Genomic DNA, 15,352 nt, shown 5'->3' with positions numbered 1-15,352 from the left:
TGACTAGGACGTGAAAAAGGTGCCCGGGCCCCCACAAGGGGTCCGGGCACCGTGCGTTTGTGGTGCGCGGTCCGGGAGGCCCCTGTGAGGGGGCCTCCCTTGGTGTACCGCTCAGCCCGCGGGGCGGACCCGTGCGAACTTCGCGGCCAGGACCGGGCCGAGGTGCTCCACCAGCTCATGCCCCGGTTTGCCCGGGAACGGCAGGGAGTTGAGGAACGACGTCACGATGACCTCGTCGATCTCCGGTACGCCCAGCGCGCTCTGCTCCTCAAGGAACTCCAGCGTGCTGCGCCAGTCCGGCTCGTCCCCGTTCCCGAGGAAGGAGTCCACGGTCGCCTGGGTCACGTCCCAGAAGAAGACGTGCGGCAGCACGCCGTCCTCGTTGAACACATGGCTCTCGTAGTGATCCTCGAAGGCGGGGACCCGGGCGACCAGGTCCTTCACCAGTTGTACGTCCCTCGTCATCAGCAACTCAGTCCCGGGTAGTTGTGCGCGCCTTCGTACTGGCCTTGATGGGCATCATCAATAGCATTGATGAGGCTCTTCGCGACCTGGATGTCCCTGGCGGTCCGCACCACGGTCTCCTTCTTTCCGCCCTTCGGCTTGATGACGTCCTTGGTGAGGAAGTTGTTGAGCGCGCTCCGGTACTGGGCGGTGCTGCCCAGGTGGTTCTTGCCCTCGACTCCGTCGCCGCCCAGGAACTCGTGGTTGGCCGCGGCCATCGCCGATCCGTCACCGACGAGGCTCTCGTTGCCGATGCCGTGGTAGAGCGCGTCCACCGTCTTCTGCAGCCGCGCGTTGTCCACCTGCGGGATGGACGCCGGACCGTCCTGGTTGTGGACGAGGAACCCCTCACCGCCGGCCATCACGTGGTAGGTGTGCAGGCCCTCGATGCTGAGGTCGTAGGTGATCCGGGTCGCCTTGTACGGCTTGACGCCGACGATCTTCGTCGTCTCACCCGTGTCCAGCTGCAGCCGCTGACCGGTCTTGAGGTCGCCCGCCTGGGTCCAGGAGTTCCGGGTGGCCTCGTAGAACTGGTGGTGCTGCGTGGTCTGGATCGTCTTCGCGCCCGACTTGGTCGCGACCGTCACATCGACGTAGTCGCGGTCGGTCTTGGTGACGATCACTTCCTTGACGCGGTGCTTCTCCGTGCCCTTCTTGCCGGGCTCTGCCGTGAGGACGTAGTCCCCGACCTTGATCTCGGAGATCATCTTCGAGACGCCGGGGCCCACCAGCACGGGAGTCGAGCCGACGAAGCTGTGCCGGGTCGGGCAGCTGCCGCCCCGGCCCCGCGACGGCACCCCGTCGGTCTCCGCCGTGGGCTTCGGCTTGGGCCCGTACTTGCCGGCCGCGGCTCCGAAGACACCGCCGAATGCCGCACCGGCCGCGGTGGCCTTCGCCGCGCCGCTGACGCTGCAGCCCTCCTCGCTGCTGGAGCAGGAGACACCGTAGTACGCAGCGCTCTCGGCCGCCCCGGCCGCGGCTCCCGTGGCCGCGCCACGGGCCACGGCACCGACCGCGGTGCCGAGCGCCCGCCCGGCGACCGCGCCCGCGCCCGCGCCGATCAGACCGGTGGCCGCGCCGACCGCCGCGGCTCCGAGGAAGCCGCCCAGCGTGTGCGGACCATCGCTCATGGCGTAGCCAAGCGAATTGATCAGCGCTCCGGCGCCGACGGCGCAGGCGACCGCGCCGACTCCCGCCGTCAGGGCCGTGCACGCCACCGCGGCAGCGATGCCGGCCACGATGGGCACGATGGTCGCCGCGTGTTGCTTCACATAGTTGGCGGTGGCCTTGACGGCCTTCTTGACCGCTCTGCCGACCTTCTTGGCGGCCTTGACCACCTTGTGGGCGACGTGCTTGACCGCCTTGGCGACCCGCTTCACCGCGTGCTTGACGGCCTTGGCGACCTTGTGGACGTAGTGCTTGACGCGCTTGTAGGTCCGCTTGACGTATCTCTTGACCTTTTTGACGGCGTCGTGCACGTAGTGCACGGCCTTGCGGACCGCGTGCTTGACCCGCTTGACCGCCTTCTTGACCGCGTGCTTGATCTTCTTCGCGGCCTTCTTGACGGCCTTGGCGACGTGCTTGACGGCCTTCTTGGTCTTGTGCCAAGCGGACTTGGCTACGTGCTTGACCTTCTTCTTGAACTTCTTCCAGGCTCCGCCGAGGCTCCAGTGACCGGTGGGGTCGGTCATGGTCAGCGGGTTGGCGTTGGCATAGGCGAACTTGTTCGCGCCGACCGATGCCGGCAGCCCGTCCACGTCCGCCGTGTCCCGGCTGTTGAACTGGCCGGTCTGCGGCGAGTACCAGCGCGCCGCCATGTTGACCTTGGCCGTCTCCGGGTCGGTCCAGCCCGACTGGTAGCCGAGGTGGCCGACCATCCCGGCGCTCTGCGCGACCTTGCCGAAGGGCGAGTACGAGGTCGAGCCCGCCAGCGCCTCTCCGTCGGCGGTGAACTGCCCGATGACGTCGTCGTGCAGGTCCGTCATCGCGAGCACCGACTGCGTGCCCGCCTTGACGCCGAGAAGCGTTCCGTCGGCGTTGCGGCTGTAGGTCGCGGTGCCGTCGGAGGCGACCTCGTTGCCCGCCCCGCTGTACTGGAAGGTGAACAGCGGACCGGATCCCGGATCGGACGCGGCGAGCACCCGGTCCAGGCCGTCGTAGCTGTAGGTGCGGTCCCCTTCGTTGATGACGCGGTTGAAGGCGTCCGACTTCATCACGGTCTGCTTGCCCGCGTCGTCCGTCATCGAACTCAGCGTGCCGCGAGGCGTGTAGGTGTAGCTGTTGTGCCCGTCCGAGCTGAGCTGGTTGCGGGCGTCGTAGGTGTAGGTGTCGCCGCCCACGCGCGTCCGGTTGCCGGAGGCGTCGTAGCCGTAGCTCTCCGTCGCCGTCCCGTTGTTCCAGGACGACAGGCGGTTCGCCCAGTCGTAGGTGTACGTGTTGGCGGACGCGCCCGCGACCCCGGTCGTCGCCTTCGACGTCTCGTTGCCGTTCTCGTCGTACCCGTAACCCACCGAGGCCAGCGTCTTGCCGGTCGGGGAGGTCAGGGTGTCCGACTTGAGCTGCTCCAGGGCGTCGTAGCCGAAGGTGCGCTTGGCCTTGCCGGTGCCGTAGTCGATCGACTTGACGTTGCTGTTGACGTCGTAGCCGTAGGTCAGCGTGGAGCCGGTGGCGCCGTCGTTGACCGTGGACAGGCGTCCAGCGGTGTCGTAGCCGTACGTCGAGGTACCGGAGGCGTCCGTCCGGGAGGTGACGGCGCCGTCCCCGTTGTACGCGAAGGAGCTGGTGCCGGACGGGCCGCCGGCCGACAGCATCATGCCGCGGTCGTCGTACCCGAACGTGTCCTTCCCCGTGTCCGCGTCGGTCCCCGTCACCGAGATGACGCGGTCGTCCGAGTCGTAGGAATAGGTGTGGTCGACCGTGGCGGCCTCGGCGCCCGTACCCGTCTGACGGCTGAGCCGACCCTTGGCGTCGTACTCGTCGACGATCTTCACGCCGCCGGGCGAACGCTCCTCCACCACGTCGCCATTGGCGTTGTACACGGTGGTGAAGGTGCGGTCGGCCGGGGCCGGAGCCGCCGGTGTGGACGGCTCGATCGCCGACTCCGCCATGCCCCACGTGTTGTACGTGGTGATGAACGGGTTCCCTCGCCCGTCGGTGAACCGGGTCTGGTTGCCCGCCGTGTCGTAGCCGAAGGTCGTGGTGATCGACTCCGTCGCGGAGACCGGCTGCACCGCCTTGGTCACCATGCCGGTGGCGTCCACGGTGAGCGAGGTCGTGTGTCCCCGGAAGTCGGTGAGCGTCGACGGGGCGCCCATCCGGTCATATGTGGAGCTGGTGGTCCGCAGCACCTTCCCGGTCGCGTCCAGATCGCTCATCGAGACCAGCTGGCCGAACCCGTCGTACGTGTTCTTGGTGCTCGTCCCGTCCGGATCCGTGGACGTCAGCATCTGCCCGTCCATGTCGTACGTGAACCGCGTCGTGTTGTTCGCCCCGTCCGTGGTGGACGTGACCTCGCCGAGCGCGTTGTAGGCGTACGACTGCGTGACACCCGCCGGGCTCACGGTCCGGGACAGCTGCTGCCCCGGCGCGTCGTAGTAGTTGATCGCCGTGAACGCGCGCTGCGTCGGCTGGCGGACTATGTCCGTGTTGGTGACCTCGCGGCCCAGGTAGTCGAAGGTCGACTCCTGGCGGGCGCCGTTCGGGCGGGTCGCCGAGAGCTGGTCGCCGTTGGTGTCGAAGGTGTACTTGGTGGTGTCGCCGCCCGGCTCCTTCACCGAGGCGAGGTCGCCGAGCTGGGTGTAGGTGTACTCGGTGCGGTTGCCCAGCGGGTCGACCTCCGCGGAGACCTGGCCGAGGTGGTTGTACTCGTTCCAGGACACCGCCTTGATCGGCGTCGAGGCACCCGGCGGGGTGTAGTCGGGGAGCGTCGTCGACGCCTCCTGGCCCTCGCCGTCGTAGGCCGTGACCGTGACGTTGCCGAGCGGGTCCGAGGACTCGGTCTGCTCGCCGTACGTGTTGTAGCCGGTGAGCGAGATCGGGCGGACGGAGGCCGGAGTGCCGCCGTTCTGCTCGGCGTTGACCGCCGGCTCGGTGACGCTGGTCTGCTGGCCCGACTCGTCGTAGCCGTAGTCGGTGGTCGCGCCGTTGGCGTCGGTCATCGACACGGGCATGCCGCGCTGGTCCAGCTTCCAGCTGGTGGAGCGCACCGAACTGCCCGCCGCGGGCAGGGTCTTGCCGTAGACGCCGGAGATCTGCGACGCGGTGAGCGCCTCGCCGTAGACCTGGACGTCCGCGAGGGAGCCCTTGTGGTACTCGCCCTGCGTCCCGCCCGACATGCGGCGGCCGATCTGGAGCGGGCCGGTGGCCTCCCAGGAGCCGCTGTACGGGGTGGTCGCCTTCAGCGCGCCGTTGACGTACAGCCGGATCTCTCCGGCCGTGGCGTCGTAGACACCCGTCAGATGCGTCCAGGTGTTGGCCGTCACCGCCGCCGTGCCGGAGGTGGCACGGGCCAGGGTCGGGGCCGCCACGTCGCCGGAGGTCCGGTTGAACGACCAGCCGTACGCCGTCGAGTAGTACAGCTGGAAGCCGTGGTCGGCGGTGCCGTCCTGGGAGACGAACGTGTGGTTGGCGGTGGTGTCGGCCAGCTTCACCCAGGTCGAGACGGAGAAGCTGCCGTTGGTGTTGACGGCCGGGCCGGTGCCCTGGCCGTACGCGTTGGCAGTGCCGTCGAAGACCGCGCTGCCGCCCTGCTCGGTGGAGCGGGTGACGCCACTGCCGAAGGTGACCTTGTTGTTGCCGCCCGAGGAGTCGGCCGCGAGCGTGCCGCTGGTCTCGTTCAGCTTCCAGCGGCCCACCGGCGCGGTGGTGCCGTCGTGGACGGTGTTGCCGGTGACGTTGCCGAGCGCGTCGTAGCGCGTGTCGGTGGTGCTGGTGTCGCCGGTCGGGTCGTAGTCCGTCTCCGACACCACGTTGTCATCGGGGTCGTACGAGACCTTGGTGCTACGGGCGAGCCCGCCCGGGTCCATCGTCGTCGACGTCGTACGGTCCGCCGCGTCCACCGTGAACGAGGTGGTCGTGGTGCCGTCGTTGGTCACCTGCTTGGTCAGGTTCCCGGCCGCGTCATAGGTGTTCGCCTGCTCGGTGAACGCCTTGTTGTTCTGCGGGTCCCTGCGCACCACGGACGCGGACAGGCCGTCGTCGGTGTAGGTGTACTCGGTGACCCAGCCCATCGCGTCGGTGATCGACGCGAGCCGGCCCGCCGGGTCGTACGCCCGCGACTCCTGCACCAGCTTGGTGGGCGAGGACGGGCTGTTCGGGTCGCCGGTGTAGTTGAGCAGGCTGGTGGTGAGCGGACGGCCCTCGGCGTCGAAGGTGTACTCGTTGACGTTCCCGACCGGGTCCGTCTCCTTGACCTTGTTGCCGTAGACGTCGTACTCGAACGCCGTGACGTCGCCGCCCGGGTCCGTCCGGGTCGCGACCCGGTTGTACGCGTCGTACGTCATCGAGGTGACCCGGTCGGTGTCGCCGCCGGTGGTGTCCGCGACCGTCTGGGACTGGACGTTGCCGTCCGGGTCGAAGACGGTCGTCGACTTCGCCTGGTGGACGGCGCCGGTGACCCGGTTGGTGACCTTGGGGCTGATCTCCGAGACGACCTGGTCGTCCTTGTCGTATGCCAGCGTGGTCGTCAGACCCGCCGGGTAGGAGTCGGAGACCTCCGTCTTGGTGATCTGGCGGCCCAGGTTGTCGTACGTGTACTTCACCGAGGCGCCGTTGGCGTCGGTGATCTGCGCCAGGTCGCCGTTCTTGAAGTAGGTGTACTTGGTGCTGCGGCCACCGGGTGTGCGCACCTCGGCGACGAGTCCGGCCGGGGCGTAGTTGGTGCCGCCCTCGGCCGCGACGGTGGTCGCGGTGGTGTACACGGTGGACGCCGTACGGCCCGCGGGCGAGCCCGGCACCGGCGGGGTGGTCACCGAAGTGACGTTTCCGCCCGTGTCATAGGTGTAGCTGGTGAGGTACGTGTTGTCCGTGGGGCCCGAGGAACGGCCGTCGCGCTCGGTGAGCACCAGGTCGTTGCGCGGGTCCATCACCGGGAACAGCGTGGTCGCGTCCGGGTAGAAGGTGTAGTACTCGGTGGCGCAGGTGTTGGCCGCCGTGTTCTGGCAGGTGGTCGTGGAGACCGTGTTGCCGCGTACGTCGTGGCCGGTCACCGAGCGGTTGCCGTTGGCGTCCGTGACGGTGTGCAGGAAGCCGGACGTGTCGTAGCCGTACGTGGTGCGCTGCCCGTTGGTGTCGGTCGCCGCGAGCAGGCGGTTGCCGAGCTCCGCGTCGTACACGTACGTCAGCGTCTTGTCGGTCGGGTCGGTCAGCTTGACCGTGCGGACCGGGGCGGTGCCCGAGGACGCCTTGGCGGCCGCGTAGTGGCGGCCGACCTCGTCCGCGGTCAGCGGCTCCGCGTAGAAGGCGGCCTCGGCGATCGAGCCGTCGAAGTAGCTGACGTCGGAGGGCGAGCTGATCCAGCCCTTGGTGAAGCCCGCGCCGATGAAGGTGCGGGTGGTCGTCTGGTCACCGGCGGCGCCGGTGTAGTCGGCCTGCTTCTCGCCGTCCAGGTACAGCGTCTGGGTGGTGCCGGAGGCGGAGAGGACCGCGTGGTGCCAGGTGTTGTCGGTGACCGTCGACTTGGAGCCGAAGTCGGTCGTGCCGCTGCCGGTGGCGCTCCACCAGTGGCCGCGCAGCTTGCCGTCCGCGCCCACGTACATCAGCGGCGAGTAGGCGGCCCCCGCGCCCGCCGGGTCATTGGGGACCCGGGCCTGGTCGGCGGCGATCACACCGGGCTTCGCGGTGCGGAACCACAGCTCGATCGCCCGGTTGCCGGAGCGGTGCAGCGGGGCGTACGGCAGCTCGGCGAAGGAGGTGGCGCCGTCGAAGTCGACCGCCGTCGCGTCGTCGGGACCGAACGGACCCTCGGCGCCCTGGGTGACCGTGTTGTACGTACCGAAGCCGGTGTGCACCTCGTTGGCGGCCTGCGGCGCGCCCTGGACGTCACCGAGGCGCCAGTACCCGGAGGGGGCGGCGCCCATCACGGCCGAGCGGTAGACCTGCGAGGAGCCGGTCACGGTGGCCGGGTTGAGCTTCCAGGTGCCGCCGTCGCCGTCGACGGCCTGGGTGACCATGTCGTCGGCGGTGGAGTAGGTGACGGCGCTCTGGTTCTTGCCGTTCGGCGTGGTGATCTTGTTGAGCAGTCCGGCCGGACGGGTCGCCGCCTGGTACTGGGCGGTGATGACGTCCTGGCTCAGCGGCTCGGAGTAGATCGCCGCCTCGGCGAGCTGGCCGCTGAAGTGGCCGAGCGGGTCGGCCGCGTTCATGTTCGGCCAGCCGTCGGTGTTCACCCCGGCGCCGAGGGTGAGGTAGGGCTGCGCCCAGTCGTTGATGGTGCCGGCCTTGGTGCCCTGGGCGACGCCGTCGAGGTAGAGCGACATGGTGGTGGCGGCGCCGGTGAGGACGGCCTGGTGCCACTTGTTGTCGTTGACGGCGGCGGTGGAGACGATCGTGGTGTTGCAGCCGGGCGACGAGGCGAAGCAGCCGTGCAGCTTGCCGTCGGTGCCGACGTAGACCGCCGGGGTGTTGTGGGTCGTGGTGCCCACCGGGTCCGGGTCGCTCAGCGGCTTGTCGCCGTAGTAGAAGAGGACACCCCCCGCCTGGGAGGTCTTGAACCAGAGCGAGACCGTCGCGTACGACGGGGTCGCGCCCGGGGCGCTGGGTATCTCCACGTAACTGCTGGTGCCGTTGAACGTGGCGGCCGGCTGGGTGGACCCGGCGAGCACGCCCGTACCACCGGTGGTCACGTTGTGGTAGATGCCGTTGTACTTGCCCTGGTTGAGGTCGACCGCGTCCTTGGCGACGCCGTCACCGGCCGCCTCGCCGAGCCGCCAGTACGCGAACGGGTCCTCGTCCAGGACCGTGGTGCGGTAGTGGTTGCCGGTGGCGTACCCGTAGGTGATGCACTTGGACCAGTCGGCGGGCGGGCAGACCTTGGTGAGCTGGTCACCGGTGTAGCTGTACTGCCAGGTCTGCGCGGTGGCCGAGTCGCCCGCGGTCGACGCGTCGGTGGCGACCGTGTTGACGTGCGCGGCGGTGGCGCCCGCGGGGGTCTGCCAGCTGAGGGTCAGCGAACGGTTGGACGTGGTGTTCGTGATCTTGGTCAGCTGGTTGTTGGTGTAGAGGAACGTTTCCCCACGGTTCGCGAAGTCCGTGATGGTCTTGATCGCGTAGACCCCGGCCTTCGCCGTGGTCTGGGTGAAGCTGTAGGTGGTGAAGTCCTTGTCGACCAGCGTGTAGCCGCCGGTGACTGCCTGGAAGCGGGCGTACCGGCCCAGCGGCGGGACGAAGGTGCCGTCGCTGTTGCGGCCAAAGGCGACCTGCTCACCGCCGGGGTAGGTGATGACCACGCTGGTGACCGCGCCGGAGCTGTCCTTGACCTCGGCGGCCTTCATGTCCGCGATGGTCGCCCAGCCCGCGCCGAACGCGCTGTCCTGGCGCGGGTCGAGGCTGTTGTAGGAGCGCTCGATGGAGAGCGAGGGCCCGGTGACCTCGACGTCAGCGTCGGTGTCGTCGGTGGTGTAGTTGCCGTCGCTGGGGTCGAACTCGTGGCCGTCGGTGTTCTGGGAGAGCCCCGAGGTCACCGGCGGCTGCGGCACGGCGGTGGTGAACCGGCTGTCGTACGACACCGAGTTGGTGCCGTCGCTGACGGTGGCGAACCAGAGGTAGTTCTTGCTCCACTTCAGCTTGCCCGCCGGGATCGCCCAGGCGCCCTTGGTCAGGGTGCCGGAGCTGACCACCGGGGTCTGGCTGGTGGAGTCGGCGTCGAAGACGTCGAAGGAGTACGAGAGCGCGCTCGGCCCGTGGTCGGCGTCGCTGGCGTACACCGTGAGCTCCGGGCTCAGGGTGTTGGCCTGGAAGTTCTCCGGCGGGTACTGGGCGTTGACCTGCGGGGCCGCATTGGCCGTGTAGGTGAGGTCGAGCGCCGGGCGGAAGCCCGCGGTGGTGGAGTTGTCCGAGTGGAACTTCTTCCAGTGCAGCATGTCACTGGTGATCGCGGTCATCGCGAGGCCGTAGTTGGCACCGCCGCCCGCGACCGTGTTGAACCAGCCGGTGTTGAGCGGGACGGGCATCTTCACGCCGACGCTCGTGGAGCTGGAGGAGTTGGTGCAGGACGCGCCGGGCGCCGGCGTCGCCGAGCCGATCGCCGCGCCGTAGGTCGGGCCGGGGTAGCTGGTGACCGTGGAGGGCGTCCAGGCCTTGGTGACCGGGTGGACGTTGAACGGCTCGGCGGTGCAGGTCGAGGACCAGACCGCGTAGACGTTCAGGGTCGCCGCGGTGACCTTCTGGCCGGCCAGCGTGGTGCCGAGCGAGGAGAACTGCAGGAACGAGTTCGCCTTGTTGGTGCCGGAGTCGTACGACCCCACCTTGATCATGTTCTCGGTGGAGTGGTCCCCGCCGATGGTGTTCTGGGTGTACGTCGAGTTGCTGGCCGTCACCGTCGGGTCGACGGTGACCGGGAAGACCCGCTTCGGGTCGTCCAGCCAGGCCCGGTCGGCGGTCATCCGCAGCGCGGGGGCGCCGTCCAGCGTGGTGAGCTCATAGGTGACCGCGCGGGACTGGGCGGCGTCGCCCGAGCGCGGGTCGACCTTCGAGTCCTCCATGAAGGCGTGCGGGACGGTCGCGGTCACCTTGCCGTCGGCGTCGGTGAACACCACGTCGCCGTTGGCCGCGATCTCCGGGGTGAGCCCCTTGGTCTTCAGCGGGAAGAGCCAGGTGTTGGGCGCCGCCTTGGAGCGCAGGACGATGCGCTCCTTGAAGCCCTCGGTCAGCGGCGACAGCTTGAGGTCGGTGTCCTTGAGAACGTTGTCGTACGTGGCCGTGGAGTCGCCGTCGACCACCGGCTCGCTCCTGGCGGCGCCGTGCAGCCCGTACGAGAGTGCCCGCCCGGAGCCGAAGTCGACCGAGGCGAGGTCGGGGGTGACCGCGTCGGGGGCGAAGGCGACGTCGAGCGAGTTGGCGTTCTCGACGAGGCGGCCGCCCTTCTCCTCGCGCAGCTCGGTGTCGATCTGCTTCCAGCTGCCGTCGGCGCCCTTGAAGTTGGAGCGGCCGGTGTAGTGGCGCACCGTCGTGGAGCCGTCGGCGTTGGTGTAGAAGTCCGAGGTCGCCGTCGACTTCTTGGCGTCGCGCCGGCTGGTGCGCGCGTCGAAGCTCTTGGCGTTCCCGGCCGCCTTGCCGGTCTTCACCGGCTCGGCCTTGTCCTGCGGCCGCTCGTACGCGCCGAGCTCGCCCTTGCCCTTGCCGGGCCGGTGGCCGTTGCCGCCCTTGGCCCGGGTCTGCTTGGCGGCGGCGGTGTGGCTCTTGCCGCGCGCGGTGCCGCTCTGCTGGTCCGGGGTGTCGAGCGGGGACTTGTTGGCCCACTCCCACAGACCCGACAGGGACCACTTGGGCATGGACAGACGGGGCAGCGTGGCCCCGGTGGCTTCCGCGGTCTCCGTCGTCAGCATGAAGGAGAAAGCCAGCAGGACCAGGAGAGCGGTCCTCCTGGCCCTGCGGCGCCCGGTACTACCGGGCGGGAACAACAGACGGGACGTTCGGGCCCATCGAGCGCGCATTGAGACAGCCTTTACTTACGCGAGGCTTACAGAAGACAAAGCCTCGCGATCGTGCCCCACGGCTTTACAGCGGTTGCTTCCGCCCCATGATCCTTTGACATTTCTTTGCCATGTTCATGCGGTGCGGAACAACAAAATCCGGGCTATCCGGGTGTATTGACTCCCTGCTCGACGGCCCGGGCGACATCGGCCCGCACTCCGTCACCCGGCTTCACGGCCGTCACATTGGCCGCCTCGGCCTCTGAGCCGACCACCACGAAACGCACCTTGGGGTGGGCCTTCGCCGCCGCCTCGGCCGCCGCCACCGGAGCCTCGCCGACCGCCACGACCACGTCGCAGGAGCGCTGGAGGAGGCTGTTGACGAACGGAGTGGCGTTGGCGGCGGTCTGCTCGCCCGTCACCGGGACGAAGTTGACGCGCGCGTGGGTGGCCTTCGAGGCGTCCTGCATCCCCGCCCACACCGGCGCACCCTCCGTGCCCTCGGTGACGCCCTTGTCCCCGGTCAGCAGACAGGCGTCGACGTTCTTGTACTGGCGGGCCCGCGGATCCGGCGGCCCCGGCTTGTCGTCCCCGCCCAGTACCGAGACGAGCACCGCGGCGACCGCGACGGCCACCGCCGCGCCGGCGGCGATCCAGATCCGGCGCCGGTGCACCCGCGCCAGCGCCGTGAGCCGGGCGAACCGCACCCGGTAGCGCGCGTATCTGTCCTGCTTTTCCTGCTCCTCCCGGGCGGCCTTCGCCGCCTGGGCCTTACGTACCTGCTTGACCTGCTTCACGCGCTCTTGCCGTTCTCGTTCGGGGACCGCCGGGCCGCCGGCCACGCCTTCCAGGCGTGCGCGGCCGCCCCGGCCGTCGACAGCCCGATGAGCAGCACGTCGGCCGCGAACTTCATACCGTGCGTGGTGTCCGGGGTGGTGGCCAGCTGGAGCACCCAGGACACCCACACCGCGCAGAAGACCGCGAAGGCGACCCAGTCCGCGCTCCGGTGCCGCTTGATGGCGATCACCAGCGACGGCACCGGGCACAGCAGCCCCAGGGTCGCGAAGGGCAGCAGCGCGAGGCCCGTGCGCGCCACCCAGGCCCCATACGGACGTATGGGACGAGCGGCGGCATTCTCGGCAGGGTTCACAATCGGACCTCGCAGTTCCGTACGGGGCGCATGGCAGCGGCCGACGTACGGTACAACCCATCGGCCCTCAGCGCATCAGCACCCCCGCCCCCTCCCCCGTCGCCTCGGTCGGCAGCGCGACCAGGCCGAGATCGGCGCCGTCGGCCAGGAGCCGGTGGGCCGGCAGGGCGCGGACCGTGTAGCCGTAGGGGCCGGTCCGGTCCAGGGCGAGCGGGCCCTCGTACACCCAGCGCCCCTCCAGGTCCGGGCCGCCCGCGGGCTTCAGCGCGACCGTACGGGCCTCCGCGAGCGTGTCGGCGGCGTCCACCCGCCCGGCGACCGCCTGCACCTCCACATCGTCCGGCTGGAGCCCGCCGAGCCCGGCCCGCACCCGCAGGGAGAGCGTGGAGCCGAGCTCCGCGTGACCGTTCGGCGCCGTCGCGGCCACCGCCTCCACATGGTCGACGGTCACCTGCGGCCAGGCCGCCCGCACCCGGGCCTTCCAGGCCGCCAGCTCCCGGGCCGTGTCCGGGCCGAGGTCGCGGTGGGCGTGGGCCGCGGGCGCGTACAGCCGCTCCACGTACTCGCGCACCATCCGCCCCGCCAGCACCTTCGGGCCGAGCGAGGCCAGGGTCTCGCGGACCATCTCGATCCAGCGGCCGGGCAGCCCGCCCGCGCCCCGGTCGTAGAAGCGCGGCGCCACCCTGTCCTCGATCAGGTCGTACAGGGCGGTCGACTCCAGCTCGTCCCTGCGGTCCTCGTCGGTGGCGGAGCCGTCGGCGGTCGGGATGGCCCAGCCGAAGTCCGGCTCGAACCACTCGTCCCACCAGCCGTCCAGGACCGACAGGTTGAGGCACCCGTTCAGCGCGGCCTTCATCCCGCTGGTCCCGCACGCCTCAAGGGGCCGCAGCGGATTGTTGAGCCACACGTCGCAGCCCGGGTAGAGCTTCTTGGCCATCGCCATCCCGTAGTCGGGCAGGAAGACGATGCGGTGGCGCACCCGGGGGTCGTCGGCGAACCGCACCAGTTCCTGGACGAGGCGCTTGCCGCTGTCGTCGGCGGGGTGCGCCTTGCCCGCCACCACGATCTGCACCGGCCGGGTCGGATGGAGCAGCAGCTCCATCAGCCGGTCCCGGTCGCGGAGCATCAGGGTCAGCCGCTTGTACGAGGGGACGCGGCGGGCGAAGCCGATGGTGAGGACGTCGGGGTCGAGCACCCCGTCCACCCAGCCGAGCTCGGCCGTGCCGGCCCCGCGGGTGCGCCACGACGCGTACAGCCGCTCGCGCACTTCGAGGACCAGCTGTTCGCGCAGCTCTCGCCGGAGCTCCCAGATCTCCGTGTCGGAGATGTCGGCGACCGCGTCCCAGCGCGGCGAGCCGCCCACGGTCAGCGCGTCCTCGGAGCGCCCGGCACCGATCTGCCTGGCGCCGAGCCGGAACACCTCGGGCGCCACCCAGGTCGGCGCGTGCACCCCGTTGGTGACGGAGGTGATCGGCACCTCCGAGGGGTCGAACCCGGGCCACAGGCCCGCGAACATCTCCCGGCTGACCTCGCCGTGCAGGGTGGAGACGCCGTTGGCGCGCTGGGCCAGGCGCAGCCCCATCACGGCCATGTTGAAGAGGTTGGGCTCGCCGCCGGGGTAGGTCTCCATACCGAGCTGGAGGATCTTCGAGACGTCGACGCCCTGCAGTTCGCCGTCGTCGCCGAGGTGGTGGGCGACCAGCTCGCGGTCGAAGCGGTCGATCCCGGCGGGGACCGGGGTGTGGGTGGTGAAGACGGTCCCGGCCCGCACCGACTCCAGGGCCGCGTCGAACTCCAGCCCCTCACCGGCGAGTTCGCGGATGCGTTCCAGGCCGAGGAAGCCCGCGTGGCCCTCGTTGGTGTGGAAGACCTCGGGGGCGGGGTGCCCGGTGATCCGGCAGTACGCGCGCACCGCCCGCACCCCGCCGATGCCGAGCAGCATCTCCTGGAGCAGCCGGTGCTCGCTGCCGCCGCCGTACAGCCGGTCGGTGATGTCGCGTTCGCCCGGGCCGTTCCCCTCCACGTCCGAGTCGAGCATCAGCAGCGGGACCCGGCCGACCCGGGCGATCCAGACCACCGCGCGCAGCGCGCGGCCGCCGGGCAGGTGCAGCGAGATCCGGGCGGGCTCGCCGTCGGCCTCCCTCAGCAGCGCGAGCGGCAGCTCATTGGGGTCGAGCACGGGATAGTGCTCCTGCTGCCAGCCGTCGCGCGAGAGCGACTGGCGGAAGTAGCCGTGCCGGTAGAGGAGCCCGACGCCGATCAGCGGCACGCCGAGGTCGCTCGCGGACTTCAGATGGTCGCCGGCCAGGATGCCGAGCCCGCCCGAGTACTGCGGCAGGGCGGCGGTGATCCCGAACTCCGGCGAGAAGTAGGCGATGGCGTGCGGCAGCCCCTCGGGCTGCTGCTGGTACCACCGCCGCCCGCCCAGATAGTCGGCGAGGTCGTCGGCGCAGGCGGTCAGGGAACGGACGAAGCGGCGGTCCTCGGCCAGCGCGGCGAGCCGGGCGGCGGAGACCGACCCCAGCAGGCGCACGGGATCCTCTCCGGCCGCCCGCCATCCCTCGGGGTCGACGGACTGGAAGAGTTCGCGGGTCTCGGGATGCCAGGACCAGCGCAGATTGCGGGCCAGCTCGCTCAGCGGCCGCAGGGGCTCGGGGAGGACGGGGCGGACGGTGAATCGACGGATTGCCTTCACGTGTTCCACCTTCGCAGGGGATGTACGCAACAGGGTGGACGTACAGCTCTGTTCGACTGTCCTTCACCCTCGAAGGTAGTGGGCGGACGCCCCGCACCACCACGGCGCACGGAAGCGACCGCCCCCGGCGTGCGCCCTTGTGGGCGTCCCCCGGGGGCGGGAGGCTGCGAAGGGCGCCGGCCGGCCGAGGCCGGGGAGGGGGACCGCGGCATGGGAGCGACACGATCTGTTCGCCCCGGGTGTGGGCGCCGCCTCGGCGTGGAACACGGACGACGGGCACCCGGCGGCGGATCCGGCCGAGACGGGCGCGGCCCTGACCGTGCGGGCCGCCACCGGGAGGTTCACCCGTACCGGGCCAACTGAACTTGTGGGTAG

General features: G+C 70.1%; 5 protein-coding genes. All 5 read right to left on the bottom strand.

Features of this window, described 5'->3' with window-relative positions; all coding sequences use genetic code 11:
* Positions 1 to 111 precede the first annotated feature (111 nt).
* A complete protein-coding gene (locus ACZ499_RS17370) occupies positions 112 to 465 on the bottom strand; it encodes a DUF7674 family protein (RefSeq protein WP_468675872.1) in 354 nt (117 codons plus the stop codon).
* Positions 465 to 11,045, bottom strand: coding sequence for a LamG-like jellyroll fold domain-containing protein (locus ACZ499_RS17365; protein WP_468675870.1), 10,581 nt, complete (start codon positions 11,043 to 11,045; stop codon positions 465 to 467). Before ACZ499_RS17365 ends, ACZ499_RS17370 begins: the two co-directional genes overlap by 1 nt.
* Before the next feature lie 251 nt (positions 11,046 to 11,296).
* Entirely contained in the window at positions 11,297 to 11,929 is a 633-nt protein-coding gene (locus tag ACZ499_RS17360) for a type 1 periplasmic-binding domain-containing protein (RefSeq protein ID WP_468675868.1), read from the bottom strand.
* The gene (locus tag ACZ499_RS17355) at positions 11,926 to 12,228 is read right to left on the bottom strand and encodes a hypothetical protein (RefSeq protein ID WP_468406090.1); all 303 of its coding nucleotides are present in this window, start codon (positions 12,226 to 12,228) and stop codon (positions 11,926 to 11,928) included. The genes ACZ499_RS17360 and ACZ499_RS17355 overlap by 4 nt, the downstream gene beginning before the upstream one ends.
* 121 nt (positions 12,229 to 12,349) lie before the next feature.
* On the bottom strand, positions 12,350 to 14,977 hold the full coding sequence (glgP, locus tag ACZ499_RS17350) for an alpha-glucan family phosphorylase (protein ID WP_468675866.1): 2,628 nt from the start codon (positions 14,975 to 14,977) through the stop codon (positions 12,350 to 12,352).
* Positions 14,978 to 15,352: the final 375 nt, after the last annotated feature.

The sequence above is a fragment of the Streptomyces sp. NPDC031265 genome, assembly GCF_055570295.1.
The sequence above is the reverse complement of the archived record's forward strand: the minus strand, read 5'-3'. Positions and strand labels throughout refer to the sequence as shown.